19 protein-coding genes and 1 pseudogene are annotated in these 24,302 nt (G+C 74.1%); 8 read left to right on the top strand and 12 right to left on the bottom strand.

All coding sequences use genetic code 11. The features are described 5' to 3' along the window. Window positions 1-762 precede the first annotated feature (762 nt). From ACZ5CZ_RS19720 to ACZ5CZ_RS19700, 5 genes are all read left to right on the top strand, one after another. Window positions 763-1,335 carry a helix-turn-helix domain-containing protein gene (locus ACZ5CZ_RS19720; RefSeq protein ID WP_385844300.1) on the top strand — a complete coding sequence of 191 codons (573 nt, stop codon included), beginning with the start codon at window positions 763-765 and terminating at the stop codon, window positions 1,333-1,335. Window positions 1,336-1,434: 99 nt separating this feature from the next. Further along, window positions 1,435-2,406: an NADPH:quinone oxidoreductase family protein gene (locus ACZ5CZ_RS19715; protein ID WP_385844301.1), complete on the top strand. Its 972-nt coding sequence runs from the start codon at window positions 1,435-1,437 to the stop codon at window positions 2,404-2,406. Beyond that, window positions 2,403-3,584 carry an acyl-CoA dehydrogenase family protein gene (locus ACZ5CZ_RS19710; protein WP_468944393.1) on the top strand — a complete coding sequence of 394 codons (1,182 nt, stop codon included), beginning with the start codon at window positions 2,403-2,405 and terminating at the stop codon, window positions 3,582-3,584. The genes ACZ5CZ_RS19715 and ACZ5CZ_RS19710 overlap by 4 nt, the downstream gene beginning before the upstream one ends. Further along, entirely contained in the window at window positions 3,581-4,654 is a 1,074-nt protein-coding gene (locus ACZ5CZ_RS19705; RefSeq protein WP_468944390.1) for an acyl-CoA dehydrogenase family protein, read from the top strand. The genes ACZ5CZ_RS19710 and ACZ5CZ_RS19705 overlap by 4 nt, the downstream gene beginning before the upstream one ends. A gap of 165 nt (window positions 4,655-4,819) precedes the next feature. Further along, window positions 4,820-5,014 carry a hypothetical protein gene (locus tag ACZ5CZ_RS19700; protein WP_385844306.1) on the top strand — a complete coding sequence of 65 codons (195 nt, stop codon included), beginning with the start codon at window positions 4,820-4,822 and terminating at the stop codon, window positions 5,012-5,014. 45 nt (window positions 5,015-5,059) lie between these two features. On the opposite strand, the gene ACZ5CZ_RS19695 is transcribed toward ACZ5CZ_RS19700, so the two are convergent. From ACZ5CZ_RS19695 to ACZ5CZ_RS19675, 5 genes are all read right to left on the bottom strand, one after another. Continuing rightward, a complete protein-coding gene (locus ACZ5CZ_RS19695; RefSeq protein ID WP_468944387.1) occupies window positions 5,060-6,247 on the bottom strand; it encodes a phosphodiester glycosidase family protein in 1,188 nt (395 codons plus the stop codon). 132 nt (window positions 6,248-6,379) lie between these two features. Continuing rightward, window positions 6,380-6,739 carry a DUF779 domain-containing protein gene (locus ACZ5CZ_RS19690; protein WP_385844310.1) on the bottom strand — a complete coding sequence of 120 codons (360 nt, stop codon included), beginning with the start codon at window positions 6,737-6,739 and terminating at the stop codon, window positions 6,380-6,382. A gap of 116 nt (window positions 6,740-6,855) precedes the next feature. Continuing rightward, complete coding sequence (locus ACZ5CZ_RS19685) at window positions 6,856-7,515, bottom strand: DedA family protein (protein WP_468944384.1); 660 nt, start codon at window positions 7,513-7,515, stop codon at window positions 6,856-6,858. Between the two features lie 91 nt (window positions 7,516-7,606). Then, window positions 7,607-8,980 (bottom strand): sensor histidine kinase, encoded by a 1,374-nt coding sequence (locus ACZ5CZ_RS19680; RefSeq protein WP_385844313.1) that lies wholly within the window; start codon window positions 8,978-8,980, stop codon window positions 7,607-7,609. Further along, a complete protein-coding gene (locus tag ACZ5CZ_RS19675; RefSeq protein ID WP_385844314.1) occupies window positions 8,977-9,648 on the bottom strand; it encodes a response regulator transcription factor in 672 nt (223 codons plus the stop codon). The genes ACZ5CZ_RS19680 and ACZ5CZ_RS19675 overlap by 4 nt, the downstream gene beginning before the upstream one ends. A gap of 152 nt (window positions 9,649-9,800) precedes the next feature. Here ACZ5CZ_RS19675 and ACZ5CZ_RS19670 point away from each other — a divergent pair, with 152 nt between their 5' ends. From ACZ5CZ_RS19670 to ACZ5CZ_RS19660, 3 genes are read left to right on the top strand one after another with little or no spacing between them, the layout of a single operon-like run. Further along, window positions 9,801-10,457: a DUF4956 domain-containing protein gene (locus ACZ5CZ_RS19670; RefSeq protein WP_385844315.1), complete on the top strand. Its 657-nt coding sequence runs from the start codon at window positions 9,801-9,803 to the stop codon at window positions 10,455-10,457. After that, complete coding sequence (locus ACZ5CZ_RS19665) at window positions 10,454-11,272, top strand: VTC domain-containing protein (RefSeq protein WP_468944380.1); 819 nt, start codon at window positions 10,454-10,456, stop codon at window positions 11,270-11,272. Before ACZ5CZ_RS19670 ends, ACZ5CZ_RS19665 begins: the two co-directional genes overlap by 4 nt. Beyond that, the gene (locus tag ACZ5CZ_RS19660) at window positions 11,269-12,123 is read left to right on the top strand and encodes a phosphatase PAP2 family protein (protein ID WP_468944378.1); all 855 of its coding nucleotides are present in this window, start codon (window positions 11,269-11,271) and stop codon (window positions 12,121-12,123) included. The genes ACZ5CZ_RS19665 and ACZ5CZ_RS19660 overlap by 4 nt, the downstream gene beginning before the upstream one ends. A 51-nt stretch (window positions 12,124-12,174) precedes the next feature. On the opposite strand, the gene ACZ5CZ_RS19655 is transcribed toward ACZ5CZ_RS19660, so the two are convergent. From ACZ5CZ_RS19655 to ACZ5CZ_RS19625, 7 genes and pseudogenes are all read right to left on the bottom strand, one after another. Further along, window positions 12,175-13,101 (bottom strand): hypothetical protein, encoded by a 927-nt coding sequence (locus ACZ5CZ_RS19655; RefSeq protein ID WP_468944375.1) that lies wholly within the window; start codon window positions 13,099-13,101, stop codon window positions 12,175-12,177. A 94-nt stretch (window positions 13,102-13,195) separates the two neighbouring features. Then, entirely contained in the window at window positions 13,196-13,630 is a 435-nt protein-coding gene (locus ACZ5CZ_RS19650) for a hypothetical protein (RefSeq protein ID WP_385844321.1), read from the bottom strand. A 56-nt stretch (window positions 13,631-13,686) separates the two neighbouring features. Beyond that, window positions 13,687-14,928, bottom strand: a complete 1,242-nt coding sequence (locus ACZ5CZ_RS19645) for an MmyB family transcriptional regulator (protein WP_385844323.1) — start codon at window positions 14,926-14,928, stop codon at window positions 13,687-13,689. Between the two features lie 460 nt (window positions 14,929-15,388). After that, the gene (locus ACZ5CZ_RS19640) at window positions 15,389-16,189 is read right to left on the bottom strand and encodes an SDR family oxidoreductase (protein ID WP_450788827.1); all 801 of its coding nucleotides are present in this window, start codon (window positions 16,187-16,189) and stop codon (window positions 15,389-15,391) included. 116 nt (window positions 16,190-16,305) lie between these two features. Then, window positions 16,306-16,773: a nuclear transport factor 2 family protein gene (locus tag ACZ5CZ_RS19635; RefSeq protein ID WP_385844326.1), complete on the bottom strand. Its 468-nt coding sequence runs from the start codon at window positions 16,771-16,773 to the stop codon at window positions 16,306-16,308. A 43-nt stretch (window positions 16,774-16,816) separates the two neighbouring features. Beyond that, a complete protein-coding gene (locus tag ACZ5CZ_RS19630) occupies window positions 16,817-18,034 on the bottom strand; it encodes a cytochrome P450 (protein ID WP_385844328.1) in 1,218 nt (405 codons plus the stop codon). 38 nt (window positions 18,035-18,072) lie between these two features. After that, window positions 18,073-24,252, bottom strand: a pseudogene (locus ACZ5CZ_RS19625) (type I polyketide synthase); the annotation flags it as partial. Window positions 24,253-24,302: the final 50 nt, after the last annotated feature.

Below are 24,302 nucleotides of genomic sequence, written 5' to 3'. Positions count from 1 at the left end.
GGCGGGCGCCATTCCCGGCGGGGGCGCCGCTCGTGTGGCCCGCTGTCCGCAGGCCGGGGCCTTCCCGGCGGGGTCCCCCTTGCGTGGGCCGTTGCCCGCGGGTGGGTGCCTTCCCCGGTGGGAGTGCACTTCTCGCGTGGTCCGCTGCCTACCGGTCGGCGCTTTCCCCGGGAGGGTTCCTCCTCGTGTGGCTCGCTGCCCACGGGTCGGTGCCTTCCACGGAGGGGGTCCCGCTCGCGTGGGCCACTGCCCGCAAGCCGGCGCCTCCCCGTATGGGGTGCCGCTCGTGTGGGCCGCTGTCCGCAGGCGGGTGCCTTCCCTGGAGCGGGTTCCCCGCAGGCCGGGGCCTTCCCCGGGGGCCCCTTGCGTGGCCCGCTGCCCGCAGGCGGGTGCCTTCCCCGGCTGGGTCCCCCTTGCGTGGCCCGCTGCCCGCAGGCGGAGCCTTCCCTGGAGGGGCCCGCTCGCGTGGCCCGCCGCTCACAGGCGGGTGCCTTTCCCGGAGGGGCCCGTTCGCGTGGGCCGCCACCCGCAGGTGGGCGGCTTGCCCGGAGGGGCCCGGCCAGGCGGGTGCCGGCGGCGGAGGGCCGGGGCCGGGCCATGTCCATTCGGCGTCGACCCGCTCCGCCGCGCAGCGCATCCCGGCCGCACCCCGTCGGTGCCACGACGCGCGGCCACGGCCCGGTCGTCTCCGCCGCCTCCTCGCCGGCAGGCGCCCCGCTCTGCGGTATTGACAAACACCTTTGCCAAAACTGCAATACCGGCATGAGCACTGACGAGGTTCTGGCCGAGGTGGGGCCGCGGCTGCGCCGTATCCGCAAGGAGCGGGAGGTGACGCTGGCCGCCCTGTCGGAGGCGACGGGGATCTCCGTGAGCACCCTGTCCCGGCTGGAGTCCGGTCTGCGCAGGCCCAGCCTGGAGCTGCTGCTGCCCATCGCCCAGGCCCACCAGGTGCCGCTGGACGAGCTGGTCGGGGCGCCGCCGGCCGGGGATCCGCGGGTGCGGGCCAAGCCGATCGTGCGCGGCGGGCGCACCCACTGGCCGCTGACCCGCCAGCCCGGCGGCCTCCAGGCCTTCAAGGTGCTCGAACCGCAGCGCAAGCAGGAACCGGACCCGCGCACCCACGAGGGGTACGAGTGGCTGTATGTGCTCTCGGGCCGGCTTCGGCTGGTCCTCGGCGAGCACGACGTGGTGCTGACGGCGGGGGAGGCGGCCGAGTTCGACACCCGGGTGCCGCACTGGTTCGGGTCGACGGGGGAGGGGCCGGTGGAGTTCCTCAGCCTGTTCGGTCCGCAGGGGGAACGGATGCACGTCCGGGCGCGGCCGTCCCGTTCGTGAGCGCACCGGTCTCTTCCCGGCCGACTGTTCCCTGATCAGCAAGCGACCGCTTAGTATGCGGTTGGACCCGGTCGGACGAAGCAGTCGTGGAGGCCCCGCATGCAGGCATGGCAAGTGCACGAGAACGGCGAGCCGAGCGAGGTGATGCGCCTGCTGGAGGTGGAGCCGCCCACCCCCGGCGACGGCCAGGTGCTGCTCCGGGTGCGGGCCGCCAACGTCAACTTCCCGGACGCGCTGCTGTGCCGGGGCCAGTACCAGGTGCGCCCGCCGCTGCCGTTCACGCCCGGCGTGGAGATCTGCGGCGAGACCGCGGACGGCCGCCGGGTGATCGCCAACCCCGTGCTGCCGCACGGCGGCTTCGCCGAGTACACCCTCGCCGACGCCCGCGCCCTGCTGCCCGCCCCCGAGGCGCTGGACGACGCCGAGGCCGCGGCCCTGCACATCGGCTACCAGACCGGCTGGTTCGGCCTGCACCGCCGCGCCCGTCTGGAGGCCGGCGAGACCCTGCTCGTGCACGCCGCCGCCGGAGGCGTCGGCAGCGCCGCCGTCCAGCTCGGCAAGGCCGCCGGCGCCACCGTGATCGGTGTGGTCGGCGGCGCGGACAAGGCCGCCGTCGCCCGCGAGCTGGGCTGCGACGTGGTGGTCGACCGGCGCGCCGAGGACGTCGTCGCGGCGGTCAAGGAGGCCACCGGCGGCCGCGGCGCCGATGTGATCTACGACCCCGTGGGCGGTGCGGCCTACGCCCAGTCCGCCAAGGTGGTCGCCTTCGAGGGCCGGATCGTCGTCGTCGGCTTCGCCTCCGGCACCATCCCCAGCCCGGCGCTCAACCACGCCCTGGTGAAGAACTACTCGATCCTCGGCCTCCACTGGGGCCTGTACAACACCAAGAACCCCAAGCTGGTCCAGCGCTGCCACGAGGAACTGACCGAACTGGCCGCCCGTGGCGCGATCCGGCCGCTGGTGAGCGAGCGGGTGCCGCTCGCCGGCACGGCCGACGCCGTGCAGCGCGTCGCCGACGGGGTGACCACCGGCCGGGTGGCCGTGGTCCTGGACAAGGGAGCCGCCGCATGACCGACGCCACCGAACTCCGGCGCCGTACGGCCGAGTTGCTGGCCGCGTATCCGCCCGCCGCGACCGACCGGCTGGACTTCCTGCGGGCCCGCTTCGACGCCGGACTCGCCTGGGTGCACTACCCCGAGGGCCTCGGCGGCCTCGGTGTCCCGCGCTCGCTCCAGGCGGTCGTGGACGCCGAGCTGGAGGCCGCGGGCGCCCCGGACAACGACCCGCGGCGCATCGGCATCGGCCTGGGCATGGCCGCGCCGACCGTCCTCAAATACGGCACCGAGGAGCAGAAGCAGCGCTTTCTGCGGCCGCTGTGGACCGGGGAGGAGGTCTGGTGCCAGCTGTTCAGCGAGCCCGGCGCCGGTTCCGACCTGGCCGCGCTCGGCACCCGGGCCGTCCGCGAGGGCGACACCTGGGTGGTCAACGGGCAGAAGGTGTGGACCTCCAGCGCCCACACCGCCCGCTGGGCCATCCTCATCGCCCGCACCGACCCGGACGTGCCGAAGCACGCGGGCATCACCTACTTCGTCTGCGACATGACCGACCCCGGTGTCGAGGTCCGGCCGCTGCGCCAGATCACCGGCGAGGCCGAGTTCAACGAGGTCTTCCTCACCGACGTCCGCATCCCCGACTCCCACCGGCTCGGCGAGATCGGCGACGGCTGGCGGGTCGCCCAGACCACGCTGATGAACGAGCGGGTCTCCATCGGCGGCATGGCCCTGCCGCGCGAGGGCGGGATGATCGGCCCGGTCGCGAAGACCTGGCGCGAACGCCCCGAACTGCGCACCCACGAACTGCACCAGCGGCTGTTGAAGCTCTGGGCCGAGGCCGAGGTGTCCCGTCTCACCGCCGAACGCCTGCGCCAGCAGCTCGTCGCCGGACAGCCGGGCTACGAGGGCTCCGGCATGAAGCTCGCCTTCGCCCGCCTCAACCAGGAGATCAGCGGCCTGGAGGTCGAACTCCGCGGCGCCGAGGGCCTGTTGTACGACGACTGGACCATGCGCCGCCCGGAGATGGTCGACTTCACCGGCCGGGACGCCGGATACCGCTATCTGCGCGCCAAGGGCAACAGCATCGAGGGCGGGACCAGCGAGGTCCTGCTGAACATCGTCGCCGAGCGGGTGCTCGGACTGCCCGCCGAGCCGCGCACCGACAAGGACGTCGCCTGGAAGGACCTCGCCCGATGACCGACCTGCTGTACTCGGAGGAGGAAGAGGCGCTGCGGGCCGCCGTACGCGACCTGCTCGTCGACCACTGCGACGCCCCCGGGGTCATCGCGCGCACCGAGTCCGACGCGCCGCACGACCTCGCCGCCTGGAAGGCGCTCGCCGACGGCATGGGCCTCGCGGGCCTGCTGGTGCCGGAGGCCCTGGGCGGCCAGGGCGCCACCCACCGCGAAGTCGCCGTCGTCCTGGAGGAGCTGGGGCGCGCGGTGGCACCCGTGCCGTATCTCTCCAGCGCGGTCGTGGCCACCGAGGCGCTGCTGGCCTGCGGCGACGAGGAGCTGCTCGGACAGCTGGCCGGCGGCCGGACCATCGGCGTCCTCGCGGTCGGCCTGCACACGGCGCCGGGTGCGCCCTTCCCGGTGGTACGACGGGAGGGCGACGCCCTGCACGGCGAGCTGACCGGGGTCGCGGACGCCGCCGTCGCCGACGTCCTGCTCGTCCCGGCCGACGACGGCGGGCTGTACGCCGTGACCGCCGACGCCGTGACGGTCACCCCGCAGGTCTCCCTGGACCTGACCCGGCCGCTGGCGTCGGTGCGGCTGGACGGCGCCCCGGGCCGCCGGGTCGGCGACGCCGAACCCGCCGTACGCCGGGCCCTCGGTGCCGCCGCCGGTCTGCTCGCCTCCGAGCAACTGGGCGTCGCCGACTGGGCGTTGACCGAGACGGTCCGCTATCTGAAGGAGCGCAAGCAGTTCAACCGGCCGGTCGGCGGCTTCCAGGCGCTCAAGCACCGGCTCGCACAGCTGTGGCTGGAGGTGGTCAACCTCCGGGCCGCCGCCCGCGCCGCCGCGGACGCCCTCGCCACCGGTACCGAGACCGACCTCCACGTGGCCCTCGCCCAGGCCTACGCCGCCCCCGTCGCCGTCCACGCCACGGAGGAGGCGCTCCAGCTGCACGGCGGGATCGGCATGACCTGGGAGCACCCGGTCCACCTCTATCTGAAGCGGGCCAAGGCCGACTCGATCGCCTACGGGACGGCCGGGGCGCACCGCGAGGCACTGGCCGGGCTGGTCGACCTCCAGGCCCCCTGACCCGCCGCACCGCGACCGAGGCCCGCCCCACCCGGGGCGGGCCTTTCCGGTACGCGGGCGAGACTTCACACGAACGGAGGACACGTCAGCTGCCCGGACGAACCCTCCGCTACGCCACACTTGCGGCCGAACGCCGCGAAACGCGCGTGGCGGAGGAGGTTCGCGATGGCCATTTCCATCTCTGTGGTGCTGCTGCTCCTGATCCTTGCCGTGATCTTCATGCGCAACGGCGCGCTGAAGGTCTCCCACGCCGTGGTCTGCATGCTGCTCGGCTTCTTCCTGGCCGGCACCAGCATGGCGCCCACCATCAGCAGCGGGCTCACCACCACGGCCGACCTGGTGAGCAGTCTGCGGCCCTGAGTCAGGGCCTCTCTTTCGGATCTTGCCGGCGTCGAAAGACAGGCCCTACGGCAGCGAGAAGACGCCGATGCCGTTGGCGACGGCGCGCTCGGCGCCACCGCTCGGGTGGTTGCGGACCGTCACCGCGCTCGCGTCCGCATCCCGGGTGACCAGCTCCGAGGAGCCGCCGCCGTCCAGGTTGAACGCGTCGGTCGCACCCAGCGACCGCATGGTGTCCGCCTCCTCCGCGACCGTCATCCCGGTCCGGTAGGCGGCGGCCCCGTCCAGCACCAGGAGCAGCAGCTGCTGTCCGCCGTCCTTGAAGCCCACGACCGTGCGCACCGCCGTGGTGGTGTCGTCCAGCCCGGTCAGCGGCGCGCCGTCCCGCAGCACCGGGAAGCCGCCGATCGCGAAGGCGTACGGCGTCCCGGACGCCGCCACCAGGGTGTGGCTGACGCTCACCGCGTCGCCGACGGACAGCTTCCGCAGCTGCCGCGCACCCTCCTCGCGGCCCACCAGCACCGTGCTGTCCGCGGCGATCGGGCCGCTGCCCGGGGCGTCGGCGGCGGAGACCACCCGGCCGTCGGTGACCGTCACCTCGTAGGTGTCGGTGCTGCACGGCGCCGCCCGTTCGGTGTCGGTGCCGCAGACGGCGCGCTCCCGGGAGGTGCTGCCCCACAGGTGGGTGAAGGCGCCGACGGAGTTCTCGGGGAGCGCGTACTGGTTGAGGCCCTCCAGCGCCAGCCGGCCCTCCGGGGTGTCGACGGAGCCGGACAGCGAGAGCCGGTCCAGGTGGGCCCGCCGGTCGGTGCCGACGCCGAGGACGTCCTGGGTGCTCGTCCCCGGGGGCAGTGCGGGACCGAACCGCTGGCCCTTCGGCACCGCCGCCTTGAGCACCGTACCGTCCGCGACGGCCGGGCCGACGCTCGCGCCGGTGGCCTCGACGCCGGGGTGCTGGGACTCGGTGATGTTGAAGAAGTCCCCGTTGACCCCGGCGACCGCCCCGGCCGAGTCCGCCATCCGGGAGACCGTGGCCCGGGCCGCCACCGCGCCCGGGTGCAGCAGGTCGACCCGGACATGGGGATTGGCCAGGTCGACCGTGAGCAGATGGGCGTGCGCCGTACCGGCGGCCGCGTCGACGTCGAACTGCCGGTAGGTGACCCCCGGCGCGATCCGCCGGCCGGCCGGCACGGCACCGGCCGGTGCCGCCTCCGCCACGGCCGCACCGGCCAGCACTCCGAACGCCGTGACCACCGTGAGAACCGCTCTGCCCGCTGCCGAACGCCTGCGACGTCTCGTCACCGTGCCCCCTGATGTCTCGTCAACTGCCCGTGGAATCCCTCTGTTCAGGGGCAGTGCACCAGACCTCTGCGGCTCGCGGGCGGACTAAGCCTCGACGACGCGAGAACGGGTGAGAAAACGCACCCCCTCGGGTGCCTCCAGCGAGAAACCGCTGCCTCTTCCTGGTACGACGTCCACGATCAGCCGGGTGTGGCGCCACACCTCGTACTGACTCCGGGACATCCAGAAGGTCACGGGTTCCGCCACCCCCTCCACCGCCAGCTCGGCCAGCAGCACGTCCGAGCCGCCGGTGCGGAACTCGCCGTCCGGGTAGCACATGGGTGCGCTGCCGTCGCAGCAGCCGCCGGACTGGTGGAACATCAGGGGGCCGTGCTCGGCGCGCAGCCGGCGCACCAGCTCCGCCGCCTGCGGGGTGAGTTCGACGCGGGGGACTTCCTCTTCCATGTCACCGTCCCTGGGAGGCGGAGCGCCGGATCCGGTCCAGTCTCGGGGAACGTCAGCGGCCCGTCCAGAAGGCGTCGTCGGCCGAACGGCCGGGTGGTACCCGCCGGGCGCGGCGCTCAGCCGGAGGTGTCGCGCCGCTGCCGGCCGGCGCGGCGGGCCTCGACCAGCAGCGGCAGCAGCGACAGGACGACGACCACCGCGACCAGCGGCAGCAGATAGTCGTCGACGTGCGGCACCGACGCGCCCAGCGTGTATCCGGCCAGCACCAGCAGCTGCGACCAGAGCACCCCGCCCACGGCCTGCCACAGGGTGAACGGGCGCAGGGGCACCTCGAGCACCCCCGCCACCGGGTGCAGGACGGTCCGCAGCAGGGGCACGAACCGGCCGAGCACGAGCGCCTTGCCGTAGCCGTACCGGGACAGCAGCTGCTCGGCCCGGACCGTCGCCGCCTTCGCCCGGCGGCTGGAGGTGCGGGCCAGCAGCGCCCGGCCGCCGTGCCGCCCGATCAGATAGCCGACCTGCCCTCCGGCCACGGCGCCGACGGCCGCGCACAGCAGCACCTGCCACAGCGACAGCCGCGGCGGCTGGTCACCGCTGCCCGCGCACAGCACCCCGGCCGGGAAGAGCAGGGTGTCGCCGGGCAGGAGGAACCCGACGACCAGCAGACCGGACTCGGCGAAGGTCACCACCAGGACGCCCAGCGCGCCGAAGGCGGCCAGCACCGAGGCGCTGTTCATCGGGTTGACGGCGATCACCGGCCGGGCCTCCAGGCTCATCTGGCAGAGCTGTCCGCTCCAGCATCACCCGCCACCGGGCGAACCGCCTGCCCCGGCCGGCCCGGGCCCGCGGCTTTGGCCGAGCGGCGGATCAACACGGCAGCTCGAGCGTCACCGCTGCCCCGCCCGCCGCGTTCTCGGCGTGTGCGGTGCCGCCGTGCGCCGCGGCCACCGCGCTCACGAAGGACAGCCCGAGACCGGAGCCCTCACCGGCCCGGCTGGCCTCGGCACGGGCGAACCGCTCGAACGCGCGCGGCAGGAAGTCGGGCGGAAAGCCCGGCCCCTCGTCCGTGACCGACACCCGCAGCCGGTTCTCGCGGACGGCAGCCGTGAGCCGTACGGCGCCCTCGCCGTGCCGCAGCGCGTTGTCGACGAGATTGCCGAGGGCGGGCACCAGCCACCGCGCGTCCACCTCCACGGTGGTGTCCTGCACCGTCGTGGCCAGCTCCCGCCCGGCCCGTTCGGCGGTGCGCAGATGCGGCGCCACGGCGGTGCCGAGGAGGTCGGCGAGGGCCACGGGCGCCCGCGTGACACGGTCGGTGCCGCCGAGTTCCTCCAGGTCCAGCAGGGCGTTGGAGAGATCGATCAGACGCTGCACTTCCGCGTCCACCGAGCGCAGGGTCTCGGTGAGCTCCGCGGCCGAGCGGGGGCGGTGCAGCGCGACGTCGACCTCGGCCCGCAGCAGGGACAGCGGGGTGCGCAGCTCGTGGCTGGCGTCCGCGATGAACCGGTGCTCGCGCGCGGCGGCGGCCTCCAGCCGGTCGAGCATGCGGTTGAGGGTGTGGCCGAGCCGGGTGATCTCGTCGTCGCGGTCGGCGGGCACGTCCAGCCGCAGCTTCTGTGCGCCGTCGGCGAGGGTGGCCGCCGCGGTGCGGTACCGCTCGACGGGGCGCAGGGCGGCGCGCGCGGTGCGGTAGCCGACGTAGGAGGCGGCGATCAGGGTGAGCCCGGAGGCGAGGGCGAGCTGGGCGAGGAGCTCGCGCAGGGCCTCGTCACGATGCCCGCGGCGGACGGCGGCGACGACCACGCGGGGTGCGCCCCGGGCAGGGACCCGCTCGGCCAGCAGCCGCAGGGTGTCCGGGGCCATCGGCAGCAGGGAGCCGACATCGCGCCGTACCGTCCTGCCCCCGGCGGCGGAGGCGAGTTCGGCGGGGGTGAGCAGGGCGCGGCGGTGCACGGCGGGACTCGCGCCGAGCACCCGGCCGCGGAGGTCGAGGACCTGGTAGAGGCTGCCGCTCGGGCCCGGTGGCGGTGCGGTGCCGGTGCGCACGGCCCCGTCGAGGCTGTGCTGGTAGGTGACCAGGTCGTCGTGCAGCTGCCGGTCCAGGGCGCTCTCCACCCGCCAGTAGACCAGCCAGGCCGCCGCGGCCAGCACGAGGGACATGGTCACGGCGACGGCCAGCACCAGGCGGGTGACGACGGGCAGCCGCCCGAACCAGGCGCGCAGCCGTCCGGGCAGCGTCACGCGGCGGTCTCCAGCCGGTAGCCGCGTCCGCGCAGGGTGGTGATGGTCGTACGGCCGAAGGCGCGGTCGGCCTTCGCGCGCACCTTGGAGACATGGACGTCGATGGCGTTGCTGCGCAGATCCGTCTCGCCGTCCCAGACCTCCTCCAGCAGCTGGAGCCGGGTCACCACCCGGCCGGCGTTCTCCATCAGCACCCGCAGTACGGCGAACTCCCGCCGGGACAGCTCCAGTTCGCTTCCCGCCCGCCAGGCCCGCTGCTGCTCGGGGTCGAGCAGGAGGTCGCCCACCCGGAGCCGGCCGGAGGAGTCGGGGCGGCGCCGGGATATCGCCCGCAGCCGGGCCAGCAGCTCCTCCATGGCGAACGGCTTGACGAGATAGTCGTCGGCACCCGCGTCCAGACCGGCCACCCGCTCGCTGATCGCGCCGCGCGCGGTGAGCAGCACGACCGGCACATCGATGCCCTCGCCGCGCAGCGTCCGGCACACCTCCACCCCGTCCGTCCCCGGCAGCATCACGTCCAGGACGATCCCGTCCAGGCGCGGATCGCGGGCGGCGGCCAGACCGGAGGGGCCGTCGTAGCGGCCCTCGGCGGTGTGTCCGGACTCGGTGAGGTAGCGGACGACGAGGTCCGTGAGGCGGGTCTCGTCATCGACGACCAGGTAGTGCATGCCGGTCAGGCTAACCGCCCGCCGGGGCCGTCCCGGAGCCGGGAAAGCCTTCATGGTCTGTTCATGTGACATCCCTACCTTCCTTCATGTCGCGGTGCACCGCGGACCGCGACCGGTCCGCCGTCCGACGTGCCCGGACGGAAGGGACAGCCATGCACGCACTGGTGCTCGCCGCCAAGGGCATCACCCGCCACCTCACCGCCCTCGACCTCAGCACCCGCGGCGGGCTCGACGTCATCGCCCTGCTGCTCCTGGTGGGCTGGCTCTACCGGCGCCGTCCCACCGCACCGGCGATGCCGCTGGTGCTGGTGACCCTGAACATCGGCCTGTTCGCGGCGATGAGCGCGATCGGCGCCGGCAAGTTCCCGGCCGGGGTCGGCTTCGGCCTGTTCGGCATCCTCTCCCTGGTCCGGCTGCGCAGCGCCGCCTTCACCCTGCGCGATGTCGCCTACACCTTCGTGACCCTGGTCATCGGCCTGTGCACCGGGCTGCCGCAGCGCGCCGGCTGGCTCGTCATCGCCCTGGACGTGGTGGTGCTGCTCGCCGTGCTGCTGGTGGACGACCCCCGTGCCTACCCGCCGCCCACCCGCACCGTGAAGCTGACCCTGGACCGGGTGTACGACGACCCGTCCCTGATCACCGAGGACGTCGCCCTGCGCTACGGCCGGGCTCCGCTGTCGGTGGCGGTCGAGGAGGTCGACTACGTCCGCGAGACCACCCGGGTGTCCGCCCGCTACCCCCTCGCCCCGGACGAACCCGCCGCCGTACGGGACGAGGCAGAGCCCCTCGAGCAGGTGACCGCCGTATGACGTCCGCGGGCCCCCTCGCGTCCGCTCTCGGTCTGTCCGGACTGCGCGGTGCGACGCTCGCCGAGGTGGACGCGGCCGCCGCGCTCCAGCACCGCACCGACCGCAAGTACCTGCTGCCGCTGGACCGCGCCCGCCTCCTCGTGGACCGGCTCGCCGCCAGCCACCATGTCCTGGACCTGGCCGGCCGCCGTACGACGAGCTATCTCTCCGCCTACTTCGACACGGCGGAACTCGGCGCCTGGCGCGCCCACGTCCAGCGGCGCCGCCGGCGCTGGAAGGTACGCACCCGGCTGTACGCGGAGGACGGGCTGTGCCGGGTGGAGGTGAAGACGAAGGACGGCCGGGGCGCCACCGTCAAACACGCGCTGAAGGTACCGGCTCACGCCTACGGCCGCCTCGACGCCGCCGCGGCGCGGTTCGTCGACGACGTGCTCCGGCAGGCCGACATCCCGGTCACCGCCTCGCTGCTGACCCCGGCGGCCGAGGTCAGGTACGTGCGGGCCGCCCTCGCCGACCTGGACCGGGGCAGCCGGGTCACGCTGGACGGCCTGCTCACCGGGCATCGCGGCGACCGCACCGCCGCCCTCGCCCCGGGACGGATCCTCGTGGAGACCAAGGGCGGCGCCCGGCCCGCCCCCGCCGACCGCCTGCTGCTGAGCCTCGGCGCCCGGCCGGTCTCGCTGAGCAAGTACATCGTCCTCCAGTCCCTGCTCACCCCCGGGCTGCCCGACAACGACGTACGCCGCCTCGCGCGCACCCACTTCACCGCCGCGGCCCACCCCGCACCGCTTCCGGAAAGGACCCTCTCCCGATGAACATCCTGCGCCGCGTCCAATGGCAGTACGCGGTCATCGCGCTGCTCGCCGTGGCGGTCGCCGCCTTCGGGCTGCTGCGGCCTCGCCTGCTGCCCACGGCCGTCACCGGGAAGCAGAAGCTCTCGGCGACCGCCCGCATCCGGCAGAACCCGCCCCCGCCGCTCTTCACCGACGCCGACATCGCACCGATCGGCCGGCAGGCCGACGCCCAGCGCCGGCGGGCCGACGCACTCTTCGCCCGGTGGAAGAAGGCGCACGGCACCGCCCGCGACGACAAGGCGTTCGCCGCCTGGGCCGCCCGGCAGATCCCCGCGCCGCCCTCGGCGAAGGAGCGCACCGCCGAACTCGGCCAGGTCCAGGCCCTCGCCCGCAAGCGCACGGCCGCCGGGAAGAAGGCGGCAACCTGGCTGGAAATCAACGGTAAGAAGGACATCTGGAAGCTGTACCAGCACGACCAGCGGGAACTCCTCCCCGCGGCGCAGGGCACGGCGGAGAAGGCCGGGCTCAAGGCGGCCCTCAAGCTCGCCAAGACCGTCAGCGACCAGCTGGCCGCCCGTGACCGGCAGCCCGCGCCCTTCGTCCTCGACCCCGCCCTGCGCCCGGACAAGCACATCAAGCCCGGCGCCAGGGGCCCCTACTCCTACCCCTCCCGGCACGCGACCCGGGCCGCCGCCGCCGTCACCTTCCTCGGCGGTCTGTCCCCGCACCGCGCCGCGGACTACCGGTGGATGCAGGACGAGGTCCTCTACTCCCGCCTCTACATGGCCGGGCACGTCTCCAGCGACCTCACCGCCGGAACCCTGCTCGGCGATCTGATCGGCGACTACGAGCTGGCCGTCGGCGGCCACTGACCGCGCCCGGCCCGCCCCGCCGGCGACGGGGGACGGGCCGGACGCGGGCGGTCAGTTCACCTGCAGGGTGAGGGCCGCGGTGTGCAGTCGTCCCCCGGTCCGGAACTGGAGGAAGAGCCGCCAGTCGCCGGAGCGGGCGAACTCGGCGTGGAAGGCCAGGGAGGGCCCGCCGTGGTCGCCGCTCACCTCGGTCTCCGGGTGGAGGTGGGCGAAGGCGAGGTCGCCCTGGTGGAAGGCGGTCAGATGGGCGTAGGTGTCCAGGTAGGGCTGGAGATCGGTGACCGGCCGGCCGTCCTTGGTGACGGTGGCGGTCAGCTGGTGGGCCATGCCGGCCATCGGCTCGCCCTTCAGCGTCACGGTGTACCCGTCGACGGTGGTGGTGCCGGTCGCCTTGGGCAGCGGCGCCGCCGTCGCCGTGCCGGAGACCCGCACGGTGCGGCTGAGCACGAGGACCTTGCCCTTGCCGGGACCGCTGCCGGGGGTGAAGGAGGCGTACATCCGCCAGTTGCCCGGCCGCAGCGCGGCGGGGGTCGCGGTCCAGGTGCCGTCCGCGGCCATGACGGGGTGCAGATGCTGGAAGCCGGTGAGGTCGGAGCGGATCGCGTAGAAGTGCATCCGCTTGGTCTGGTCGACGGCGAAATCGGTGACCGGCCGGCCGTCCGGGCCGGTGATGGTGAAGCGGTAACCGGCCGCCTTGCCGGCGGGGAGGCCGGTGGCCGTGGCGGTCATCCGGTAGCCGTCCTGGGCGGCGGCCAGGCCGTTTCCGGCGGATCCGGAGTCCATGCCGGGCATCGACGCCATGTCGTGGCCGGACGCCGAGGGCGACGGTGTGCTGCTGTGGTCCATGCCGGCCATGGCGGAACCGTGACCCGAGTCGTGGCTCGAGTCGGAGCCGCAGGCGGCCAGGGTCAGGGCGAGGGCCGCGGTGGCGGCGGCCGACATGAGGGCGCGGCGGGTCGTCCGCAGACGCTGGGACATGAAGGTGTCTTTCCAGGTGGGCGCCGTGAACGGGCGCGGAGTGACAGGAGACCGGGGCCGGACCGCGGCATCGCGCCGGGGCCCGGGGGTCGTGTCACGTCCGCGCGACGCACACCTGGAGCAGAAGGCCGCGTCCGCCGGCCGGTGGTCCCCGGCGGCGGGCGTCGCCGTACGACCGCCGGACCCATGGCAACAGGGCGGCGGCCGGAAGCAGGACGGCCACCGCGGACAGCGGCGGCAGGGGGACCGCCGGGCGCGGTGTGGTGGCCAGGCACAGCGCGCCGCGCATGGAGTGGCCCGCGCTCGGGGTGGCCCGGTCGCCCGGGGGTGTCATCGCGGTGTGGGCGGCGGGGTGCGCGGCCGTCATGACGGCCGTGTCCGGCATGGTCCCGTGGCAGCCGCCGGCGGCCGCGGCCGGGGCGCCGTGCATCAGGAACAGCCCGAGCAGCGCCGCGATCAGCACGGCGGGCCGCACCACCCGGCGGTGGCGGGCCCCGGCCGTGCGCCGGGCGGGCTGCGTGACGATCACGGCTCTTACTGTACGGGGTGCGCCGGTGAAACAGCCGGGCGGTGGCTCCGGCCGGACTATTCCGGCCGGGAGTCGTCGTCGGGCGGCAGCCGCAGCGCCTCGGTGATCTTCGGGTGCTCCAGCGCGTCGCCGAGCGGATCGGCCGGCGGCACCCTGTCCGGGTGGCGCAGGCCCAGCTCCCGCCGGATCTCGGCCAGATGCCGGATCCGGGCCAGATAGTCGGCGAGCAGCACATCGGCCCGTGCCGCCGCCGCCTTCGGGTCGTCCGGCAGCAGGGCACGGATCAGCGCCTGGTACTCCTCGGGCGCCTCGAGGGGGGTGCGATGGCGGGGCAGCTTCCTGATGACGGTGTACGGGTCCAGCTCGTCGAAGACCCAGTACCCGGTGTCCTGCTGCTCGGCCCAGATGACGGAGTCCCGCTCGGTGGAGAGGGTGAGCTGGTGCCGCGGGCCCGCGAGCCGGCTCAGCGCGGGCAGCGGTACGGCCCCCGGCCCGGCCAGCGCCGCCGCCTCCTGCGGGGTGGGCACGGAGAACTGCGCCTCCGCGGTGGGGTGGTGCGGGTCCACGACGGCTTCCCGGGCCGGGGTGCGCCGTCTGTCGAGCGCGGGCCGGCAGTCGTGCAGGTGCGTCCCCTCGTGCTTGATCCAGGTGATCACGACCAGCCGGGAGTTGGGCAGTCCCGCGGGATACAGGACGTTGCTCACCACATGGATGGTCGCGTAGTCGTGGCGCGGCAGGGCCTGGAGGAAGTGGCGGCCCTCACCGCTTCTGCGGACCTCGGAGCTGGCGTGCCAGAGCCGTTCGCAGTCCGGGTCCTGGAGGATGTAGGTGAGCAGGTCCTGGAGCTCGGTGTTGTGCGGGTGCTCGGCGAGGGCGAAGCGGAGCTGCTCCAGGTAGATCGCTGCGTGGTGCTCCCAGTTGATGAGCTGCCGGCGGGCCTCCTTGCTGCGCAGCGCCCAGCGCATGAGGTTGGCCCCGGGCTCGCGCACCCACGGGTACCACTCGGCCATGGCGGTGTTGTAGCCGATGATGTCCCAGCTGAGGTCGCTGATGTACGCCGGGTTGGGCATCTGCTGGTCGAGCAGCAGCTCCATCAGGCTCGCCGCCTCCGCGCTCAGCGCCGGCAGCGGTGTGGTGACCGCACCCCCGAGGGCGTACAGATGAAGGGTGGCCTCCTGGTCGGGGCCGAGCATCAGTTCCTTGGTGAGCGCGTCGAGGATGGACCGCTCCAGGCGGGGGGTCGCGCCGCCCTCCAGGTCGATGTACCACCGCACGCTGCGGCCGATCGCCTGCGCCACCTCTTTCTGGGTGAGCGGACGGTCGAGGCCCCGTTTCTGGCCGGCCGCGGCGCGCCATGCCCGAAGTAACCCCGCCAGACCCATGAGTTCAAGGGACGTGAGCGCCTTTTTCCCGTCACTCGAGGATTCGTGGGGTATCGGTGCGGACTTGGGCATGCTCCTGTCCTCCGTAGTAGGAACGGACCCCGATCGGCGGGAGGGGGTAGGGGCTCGGCAACCGTCTCCGCAAGCCGATTCGCCGTTTTGACAGCACATCAGCAGGTGGAGCAAGACAAGAGGTTGAAGCATACATTCGAAGAGTTCGAGCTGTAAAAAATTGCATCCCGGGTGGATCTACAAGAACCCTCTCCTTCCGCCCCGCGGTGCGCATGTTTTCGGCCAGGGGTAACGCCCGCACGGCTACGGGCCGGTGTCGTGGGACACCGGCCCGTAGGGTCCGTCGGCAAGCCGCCCGCGGCGGTCAGAGCTGCGGCAGCGCACCGCCGTCGATGACATAGCCGGCACCGGTGATCCGCCGGGCCCGGTCCGAGGCGAGGAACGCCACCAGGTCGGCCACGTCCGAGGGCTCGGTGATGCCCGGCATCGGGGAACCCTCCGACTGGACCATCATCTGGACGACCGCGTCGCTGTCCTGCCCGGTGGCGCCCATGATGTGCTCCGCGACCAGATCCATGGCGGGCGTCCTGACCAGGCCGGGCAGGATGCTGTTGACCCGGATGCCGTGCGGTGCGACCTCGGTGGCCAGTCCCTTCGCGTAGTTGACCAGCGCGGCCTTCGCCGCACCGTAGTGCAGCAGGGGCCCGGCCGGGCGGCGGGCGACGGTCGAGGCCATCTCGATGATCACCCCGCTGCCCTGCTCGACCATCGACGGCAGCACGGCCCGGTCCAGCCGGACCGCGGCGAGGTAGTTCGTGTTCAGCGCGTCGACCCACTCCTCGTCGGAGATCGAGGCGTACCCGCCGAGTTGCGGCATTCCGCCGCTGCTCGCCCCGCCCGCGTTGTTGACCAGGATGTCGATGCCGCCGAGCAGCTCGAAGGCGGATTCGGCCAGCTGCCGCACGCCCTCCGGGGTGCTCACGTCGGCGGTCACCAGCGTCACCGAGTCCGGCAGACCCGGCGCCTCCTTGCGTGCCGAGGTCACCACGGTCACCCCCTCCTCGGCCAGCCGCTGCACAATCGCCAGGCCGATTCCGCGGGTACCGCCCGTGACGAGTGCGCGCTTGCCCGGCAGACCTGCCGACGCATTGCTCCCCTGAGCCATGATGAACGTGCTCCTGTCTTCCGTCTTCGCCGTGTTCTCTTACGGGTTGTACTGTTTCCGGGCTTTTCCGCCGGGCGCGGCCGCCGAATGCGCCGCGCCCGGCGCGGGGCACAGCGCTATTCCCCGGATTTCCGCTCCGCCTGCCGGGCCGCGGCGATATCCGCGATGTTCTTGTTTCCCTCGGCCCAGAGAACCGTCATCGCCAACTCGTCGATCTTCCAGCGGTCCGCGGACCGGACGAGGTGGAAACGGTAGGTTCCGCCGACCCGCCACAGCGGGGAACCCATGAGGTTGTCCAGCCGGTGCGTGGCCTGGAAGGAGGCGGTGCATTCCGCGGTGTCGCCCTTCAGCGTCACCAGGTGGTTGGTCATCAGGTGCTGGGAGGCGTCGTAACCGCCGAGCACGGCGATCCAGGAACCGACCAGCTCCTTGGCGCTCACCGTGCTCGGTTCTCCGCCGAGCAGACTGGTGTAGTCCAGCAGCACCTTGTCCGTGAACAGGTCGGTGACCTCGTCCCATTCGTGCCGGTCGGTGTGCCAGCCCATGCGATCACAGGTCTCGATGATCGCGTAACGGTCGTCCATGCGTGCTTCCTTACGGGGAGTGTGCGGCCGGGCGGGGCGTCGCCTACCAGGTGACGGGGAGGTCGTGCAGACCCTCCAGCGTCATGCCGACCTTCATGCGGACCTGGTCCACCGGGACGGCCAGCCGCAGCGTCGGGATCCGGTCGAAGAGGGTGCCGAAGAGGATCTCCAGCTCGGCCCGGGCCAGGTTCTCGCCCAGGCAGCGGTGCGGGCCGTGCCCGAACGCCAGGTGGCCCTGGGTCGAGCGGCGGATGTCGAAGGTGTCGGGGTTCTCGAAGAACGCGGGGTCGCGGTTGGCGGCGGCGGTCGAGAGGATGACGCCGTCCCCCTCCTTGATCTGCTGCCCGGCCACCTCCACATCCCGGGTGGCCACCCGCAGCGTGGTCAGGTCCGCGATGGACAGGAAGCGCATCAGCTCCTCCACCGCGCCGGGCAGCAGGCTGGGGTCCTTGCGCAGCAGCGCCAGCTGATCGGGGTGCTCCAGCAGCGTGAGGGTGCCCAGACCGATCATGCTGGTGGTCGTCTCCTGGCCGCCGATCAGCAGGGCGACCATGAGCTTGGACACCTCGATCTCGGTCAGCTCGCCGGTGTGCAGCCGCTCGGTGATCAGCGTGCTGAGCAGGTCGTCGCCGAGGTGGTCCTGCTTGGCCTGCACCACCTGCACCAGGTAGTCGAGCAGCTCCCGGCCGGCCAGCACCGCCTTCTCCAGGTCGGGGGCCTGCATGATGCCCTGGGCGTGCACCTCGAACAGCTCGTGCTCCTCGTAGGAGATGCCGAGCAGCCGGCAGATCACCCGCGACGGCAGCGGCCTGCCCAGCACCGCGACCAGGTCGACCGGGCCGCCGCGCCGCAGCAGCTCGTCGATCAGCTCGTCGGCGACCTCCTGGATCATCGGCCGCATCTTCTCCACCTGCTTGGCGGTGAAGCGCGGCAGCAGCATCTTCCGGCGCGCCTTGTGCGCCTCGCCGTCCAGGCCGAACAGCTCCTGGGTGAACTCGGGGAAGTTCTTCTCCCGCTCGGCGAGGATCGGGAACTTCGGGTTGTCGTGGTCGGAGGAGAAGACCTTCGCGTCGGCGAACATCTCCCGGGTCTCCGGGTACCGGGTCACCAGCCAGGCGGTACGGCCGTCGTACAGCCGCACCTGGGACAGCGGGCCCTGCGCGTCCAGCTCGGTGTACTCCGCCGGCGGGTGGTAGGGGCAGCCGCGCCGCATCGGGTACTCGTGCAGGTCCTCGCCGGTCACCGTCGATGTCTCGGACATGTGCGTTCTCTCTCTCGTCGGTCGGGTGTGACGTGGTGTCAGTTCGAGGTGAGCCAGTCGTGCACCGCGTGCGCGACCGCTTCGGCGGCGTCCTCCACGATCGTGAAGTGGTCGCCCGGCACCGGCCGTACGGCCATGGGGAAGGCCAGGGTCCGTTCCCCGGGGCCGGGCCACGGTGCCGTGTCGTCCGCGGCCGGCATCGGGTCCGAGGCCTGGACCAGCACCGTCGGCGCCCGCGTGGCGGACGGGGTGAAGTCGGCGAACAGCCGCAGATACGCGCCCATCGCCGTCCACCGGACATGGTCGATCCGCCCGAACACGTCCTCGCGGTCGAACATGCCCCGGGTGAGGGCCGGCTGGATCGCCGGCAGACTGCTGTCGACGAAGTAGGTGTCCAGCAGCACCACGGCCGACGGGCCGCGGCCCTGCCGCTCCAGCTGCCCCGCCACCGCGTTGGCCAGCCAGCCGCCCGAGGAGTAGCCGACCAGGACGAACGGCGCCTCGCCCGCGCAAGCCAGCACCGCCTCGGCCTGGGTCTGCACCATGGCGGCGAAGTCGGCGGGCACCGGCTCGTTTGCGACGAAGCCCGGCACCGGCAGCACCGACACCGTGCGCACCCCGTCCAGCGCGGTGGCGAACCGGGCGTACTGCAACGGGCTCGACGACGCGCCGACGCTCGGGAAGCAGATCAGCACGGGCTCCTCGGGACCGGTGGCCAGGCGCAGCGGCTCCAGGACGGCGGCCTCCGCACGGTCGGCGGTGAACGCCGGACGCAGCCTGGAGGCGGCCATCAGGAACTCGTTCGCCTCGCCGATCCGGTCCTCGGCACAGGCCTGCCGGTACAGGGCGTCGATGGTGTCCTGCGGCGCGGCGCCGGCCCCGTCCCCGCCGGGCCGGGCGGCGTCCAGCAGCTCGCCCAGCCGGGCGGCGAGCGCCTCGGGGGTGCCGCTGTCGAACACCACCGTGGCGGGCAGCCGGAGGCCCGTCGCCTCGCCGAGCGCGTTGCGCAGCTCCACCGCGGTCAGCGAGTCGAACCCGGACTCAAGGAACGGCCGGCTGTCGTCGAACTCCTCCGGCGCGGCATGGCCGAGCACCCCGGCCGCGCGCGCTCGCACCAGCTCGCGCAGCGCCGCGGCCCGCTCCTCCCCGGCCAGCTCGGCGAGCGGCCGGGCGGCCGGGGCCGGCCGGCGCCGCGCCGGGGGCACCAGTCCGCGTAGTGCGGCCGGTACGTCCGTGCCGCCCGCGCTGCCGCGCAGCACCGCGGTGTCCAGACGCATCGGCACCAGCAGCGGGTCCTCGCCCGCCCAGACCGCGTCGAACAGGGCGAGCGCCTGGTCGGCGGGGAGGGCGGCGACACCGGTGCGCGCGAACCGGGCCAGCTCGCCCCGGTCCAGCGTGGCGGTCATGCCGCCCTGCTGCTCCTCCCAGGGACCCCAGGCCAGCGAGACCCCGGGCAGCCCGCGCGCGGCCCGGTGCTGCGCCAGAGCGTCGAGCCAGGCGTTCGCGGCGGCGTAGTTGCCCTGCCCCGCGGCGCCCAGCACCCCGGACGCCGAGGAGAACAGGACGAACGCCGAGAGCCGGGCGTCGCCGGTCAGCTCGTGCAGATGCGCCGCGGAGTCCGCCTTGGCCCGCAGCACCGCGTCCAGCCGCTCGGGGGTCAGCGAGGTGAGCACCCCGTCGTCCAGGACCCCGGCGGTGTGCACCACGGCGGTCAGCGGATGCGCGGCCGGGATGTCCGCCAGCAGCCGGGCCAGCGCCTCCCGGTCGGCCACGTCGCAGGCGGCGACGGTCACCCGGGCACCCAGCGCGGTGAGTTCGCCGGCCAGCTCGGCGGCGCCGTCGGCCGCCGGACCGCGCCGGCTCGCCAGCAGCAGATGCCGTACCCCGTGCCGGACGACCAGCCGCCGCGCCACCTGGGCGCCGAGCCCACCGGTGCCGCCGGTCACCAGCACGGTGCCCTCCGGGTCCGGCGCGGGCGGGCGGGGGGCGGTGCCGTCCGGGTCCGCGAGCTGCTCCGGCGCGGCGGGCACCGCGACCCGGGTGAGCCGGGGGACCGTGAGCGCGCCGGCGCGGATCGCCAGCTGGGGTTCGCCGCTGCCGAGCGCCGCGGCCAGCGCCCGCGGCGACTCCTCGGCAGCGTCCATGTCGACGAGCACGAAGCGGCCCGGGTTCTCCGTCTGCGCGGACCGGATCAGCCCCCACACGGCCGCCTGGGCCGGCGCCGGGACGGTGTCCCCGCCGGCGGCCGCCACCGCGCCCTCGGTCACGAACGCCAGCCGGGCGCCGGCGGAGCGCGGGTCCGCGAGCCACGCCTGGGCCGCCGCGAGCGCCTCGTGTACGGCGTTGCGCCCGGCCCCGGTGTCCACGGCCAGGACGACGGCGTCCGGCACCGGCTCGTGCCACTGCGCCGGCTCGGCCGCGCGGACGACCTCGACACCGGCGGCCTCCAGCCCGGCCGCCCACCGCGCCGCCGGTCCGTCGCCGTCCGGGCCCAGCACCGCGCAGCGCCGCACCGGGGCCGCGTCCTGTTCCGGCGCCGGCTGCTCGTCGAGGCGCGGCCAGTCGAGCCGGAACAGCACATCGCGCCGTACCCCGCCCGCGGCCCGGATCTGCTCCGGCGAGACCGGCCGCAGCACCAGGGACCGCACCGACGCCACCGGCCGCCCCTCCTCGTCCGCGGCCGTCACCGCGACCCCGTCGCTCCCGGCCGGTGCCAGCCTGACGCGCAGCCGCGCCGCGCCGGTGCGATGCAGCGCCACGCCGTTCCAGGAGAACGGCACCCGCGCCGCGCCCCCACCCTCGACCAGACCGCCCAGGGCGGCCCCGTGCAGGGCCGCGTCCAGCAGCGCCGGATGCACACCGAACCCGTCGGTGCCCCCCGCGTCCTCGGCGGGGAACGCCACCTCGGCGAACACCTCCGCACCGCGCCGCCACGCCGCGCGCAGCCCGCGGAACACCGGGCCGTAGCCCAGCCCCGCGGCGGCGAGATCGTCGTACAGGTCCGCCACCCCGATCGCGTCGGCGCCCTCGGGCGGCCACACCGCGAGCGGTTCCGGCTCCCCGCCGGCCGGGGCGGCGAGCACACCGGTGGCGTGCCGCACCGGCGGCTGTCCCGGCGCCGCGTCCCCGGCGGCCGAGTGGATGCTCACCGGGCGGCGCCCCGAGTCGTCGGCCGGGCCGAGGAAGACCTGGACGGTCACCGCGCCGTCCCCGTCCAGGACCAGCGGCGCCTCAAGGGTCAGCTCCTCCAGCTCCGGCAGCCCCGCCTCCCGGCCGGCCGCCAGCGCCAGGTCCACCAGGGCGGTACCGGGCAGCAGCGGGGCGCCGAGCACCGTGTGGTCGGCGAGCCAGGGGTGCTCGGCCGCGGACAGCCGGCCGGTGAACAGGATCCCGTCCCCGGTCGGCAGCTCCACCGCGGCCCGCAGCAGGGCGTGTTCCACCGCGCGCAGACCGGCCAGGTCCGGTGCTCCGGCCGCCGTCCCGTCCGCGGTCGGGTCCAGCCAGAACCGGCGCCGCTGGAACGGATAGGTGGGCAGGTCGACCGGCCGGGGACCGGTGCCCGCGAAGTACGCGTCCCAGTCCACCGGTGTGCCGTGCGCGTGCATCCGGGACACGGCCGCGACCAGTGTCTCCGCCTCCGAGCGGCCGGCGCGCGCGGTCGCCGCGGACACCGCGCCCTCCGCCGTGAGGCAGCTCTGCGCCATCGCCGTCAGCACACCGTCCGGACCCAGCTCCAGGAACTTCCCGGCGCCCCGGGCCTCCAGCGTGCGCACGGCGTCCAGGAACCGCACCGAGCCCCGCGCATGGCGCACCCAGTAGTCGGGCGAAGCCAGTTCCTCCGCGGTGGCCACGGCCCCGGTCAGGGTGGACACCAGCGGGATCCGGGGCGGCCGGAACTGAAGGCCTCGCGCCACCTCCCGGAAGGCGTCCAGCATCCCGTCCATGTGCGCCGAGTGGAAGGCGTGGCTCACCGTCAGCCGCCGGGTCTTGCGCCCGCGCGCGCCGAACATCCGCGCCGTCTCCTCGACCGCGGCCAGATCGCCGCTGAGCACCACCGAGGACGGCCCGTTGACCGCCGCGACGGCGACCCTGCCGTGGAAGTCCGCCAGATACGGCAGCACCTCCTCCTCGGCGGCCTGGACCGCGACCATCGCGCCGCCCGACGGCATCCGCTGCATCAGCCGGCCGCGCTCGGCGACCAGCAGCGCGGCGTCCGGCAGGGACAGCACCCCGACGGCGTGCGCCGCGGCCAGCTCGCCGATCGAGTGGCCGGCGACGAAGTCCGGCCGCACACCCCACTGTTCGAGCAGCCGGAACAGCGCCACCTCGAAGGCGAACAGCGCGGGCTGCGCGTACGCGGTCTCGTCCAGCAGACCGTCCGCGTCCGCGGCGCCGGCGACGACCTCCTTCAGCGGACGGTCCAGATGGGCGTCGAGCGCCTCCGAGACGGTGTCCAGCGCATCGGCGAACGCCGGGAAGGCGGCGTACAGTTCCTGGCCCATCTCCCGGCGCTGGCTGCCCTGGCCGGTGAACAGGAAGGCGAGACCCGCGCCGCCGGCCGTGCCCCGCACCAGGCCGGGCGCGGTGCCGCCGTCCGCGAGCGCCCGCAGGGTCCGGCGCACCTCGTCCCGGTCCCGGGCCACCACGACCGCACGGTGGTCGAGCACCGCGCGCCGGCTCAGCGACCAGGCGGTGTCGACGGGCCGCTCGTCCGGGCGGGCGTCGAGATGCGCCACCAGCCGGGCCGCCTGCGCGCGCAGCGCCTCCTCGCTCCGGGCGGACAGCAGCCAGGGCAGCACCACGTCCTGGTCGGAGGCGGAGGGGACGGCCGCGGGCTCCGGGGCGGGCTCCTCCTGCGGTGCCTGCTCCAGGATCACATGGGCGTTGGTGCCGCTGACGCCGAAGGACGAGACACCCGCGCGGCGCGGCCGGTCGGACGCCGGCCACTGCTGGTCCTGCGTCAACAGCCGTACCGCGCCCGCCGACCAGTCGACGTGCGGGGTGGGCTCGTCCACGTGCAGCGTGCGCGGCAGCACGCCGTGCCGCAGCGCCATCACCATCTTGATCACCCCGGCGACCCCGGCCGCCGCCTGGGTGTGGCCGATGTTGGACTTCACCGAGCCCAGCCACAGCGGACGGTCCGCCGGGCGGCCCTGGCCGTAGGTCGAGAGCAGCGCCTGCGCCTCGATCGGGTCGCCGAGCCGGGTGCCGGTGCCGTGCGCCTCGACGGCGTCCACGTCCGCCGGGGACAGCCTGGCCCGGTCCAGCGCCGCCCGGATGACCCGCTGCTGGGAGGGGCCGTTCGGCACGGTCAGTCCGCTGCTCGCGCCGTCCTGGTTGACGGCGGAGCCGCGGATCACGGCGAGCACCGGATGGCCGTTGCGCCGCGCGTCGGACAGCCGCTCCAGCACCAGCAGACCGGCGCCCTCGCCCCAGCCGGTGCCGTCGGCCGCCGCGGCGAACGACTTGCACCGGCCGTCCGTGGCCAGCCCGCCCTGCCGGCTGAACTCCACGAACACCCCGGGGGTGGACATCACCGTCACCCCGCCGGCCAGCGCCAGCGAACACTCCCCGTTGCGCAGCGCGTTGCTCGCCAGATGCAGCGCCACCAGCGACGACGAGCACGCGGTGTCCACCGTCACCGCCGGGCCCTCCAGCCCGAACGTGTACGCCAGCCGGCCGGAGGCGACGCTGCCCGCGCTGCCGTTGCCGATATACCCCTCCAGCTCCTCCGGGGCCTGGGTGACCCGGCTGCCGTAGTCGCTGTACATCACCCCGAGGAAGACCCCGGTCCGGCTGCCGCGCAGCGAGTCCGGGGCGATCCGGGCCCGCTCCATGACCTCCCAGGCCAGCTCCAGCACCAGCCGCTGCTGGGGGTCCATCGCCAGCGCCTCGCGCGGGCTGATCCCGAAGAACTCCGGGTCGAAGTCCGCGGCGTCGTACAGGAAGCCGCCCACCCCGGCGTGCGACCTGCCCGGCCCGTCGGCGTCGCCGAGCAGCCGGTCCAGGTCCCAGCCCCGGTCGGCGGGCAGCCCGGAGAGCGTGTCACGGCCGTCGGCGACCAGCCGCCACAGCTCCTCGGGGCCGGTGGCGCCCCCGGGGAACCGGCAGGCCATGGAGACCACCGCGATCGGTTCCCGGGCCCTGGCCTCCACCTCGTCCAGGCGCTGCCGGGTCTGCTGTCCCTCCGCGATCGCCCGCTTGAGATATTCGCGGAGCTTGTTCTCATCCGCCATGCGTTCCACACCTTCCCGACAGCCGGCACGAC

It is taken from the genome of Streptomyces sp. NPDC031418 (genome assembly GCF_055581605.1).
The sequence above is the reverse complement of the archived record's forward strand: the minus strand, read 5'-3'. Positions and strand labels throughout refer to the sequence as shown.

What these genes read in the sequence shown, in the direction of transcription:
- ACZ5CZ_RS19640 (WP_450788827.1), bottom strand. Translation starts at nt 16,189, where the DNA reads ATGGCTCAGGGGAGCAATGCGTCGGCAGGTCTGCCGGGCAAGCGCGCA.
- ACZ5CZ_RS19705 (WP_468944390.1), top strand. Translation starts at nt 3,581, where the DNA reads ATGACCGACCTGCTGTACTCGGAGGAGGAAGAGGCGCTGCGGGCCGCC.
- ACZ5CZ_RS19670 (WP_385844315.1), top strand. Translation starts at nt 9,801, where the DNA reads ATGCACGCACTGGTGCTCGCCGCCAAGGGCATCACCCGCCACCTCACC.
- ACZ5CZ_RS19635 (WP_385844326.1), bottom strand. Translation starts at nt 16,773, where the DNA reads ATGGACGACCGTTACGCGATCATCGAGACCTGTGATCGCATGGGCTGG.
- ACZ5CZ_RS19700 (WP_385844306.1), top strand. Translation starts at nt 4,820, where the DNA reads ATGGCCATTTCCATCTCTGTGGTGCTGCTGCTCCTGATCCTTGCCGTG.
- ACZ5CZ_RS19660 (WP_468944378.1), top strand. Translation starts at nt 11,269, where the DNA reads ATGAACATCCTGCGCCGCGTCCAATGGCAGTACGCGGTCATCGCGCTG.
- ACZ5CZ_RS19675 (WP_385844314.1), bottom strand. Translation starts at nt 9,648, where the DNA reads ATGCACTACCTGGTCGTCGATGACGAGACCCGCCTCACGGACCTCGTC.
- ACZ5CZ_RS19715 (WP_385844301.1), top strand. Translation starts at nt 1,435, where the DNA reads ATGCAGGCATGGCAAGTGCACGAGAACGGCGAGCCGAGCGAGGTGATG.
- ACZ5CZ_RS19665 (WP_468944380.1), top strand. Translation starts at nt 10,454, where the DNA reads ATGACGTCCGCGGGCCCCCTCGCGTCCGCTCTCGGTCTGTCCGGACTG.
- ACZ5CZ_RS19720 (WP_385844300.1), top strand. Translation starts at nt 763, where the DNA reads ATGAGCACTGACGAGGTTCTGGCCGAGGTGGGGCCGCGGCTGCGCCGT.
- ACZ5CZ_RS19655 (WP_468944375.1), bottom strand. Translation starts at nt 13,101, where the DNA reads ATGTCCCAGCGTCTGCGGACGACCCGCCGCGCCCTCATGTCGGCCGCC.
- ACZ5CZ_RS19630 (WP_385844328.1), bottom strand. Translation starts at nt 18,034, where the DNA reads ATGTCCGAGACATCGACGGTGACCGGCGAGGACCTGCACGAGTACCCG.
- ACZ5CZ_RS19690 (WP_385844310.1), bottom strand. Translation starts at nt 6,739, where the DNA reads ATGGAAGAGGAAGTCCCCCGCGTCGAACTCACCCCGCAGGCGGCGGAG.
- ACZ5CZ_RS19685 (WP_468944384.1), bottom strand. Translation starts at nt 7,515, where the DNA reads ATGAGCCTGGAGGCCCGGCCGGTGATCGCCGTCAACCCGATGAACAGC.
- ACZ5CZ_RS19710 (WP_468944393.1), top strand. Translation starts at nt 2,403, where the DNA reads ATGACCGACGCCACCGAACTCCGGCGCCGTACGGCCGAGTTGCTGGCC.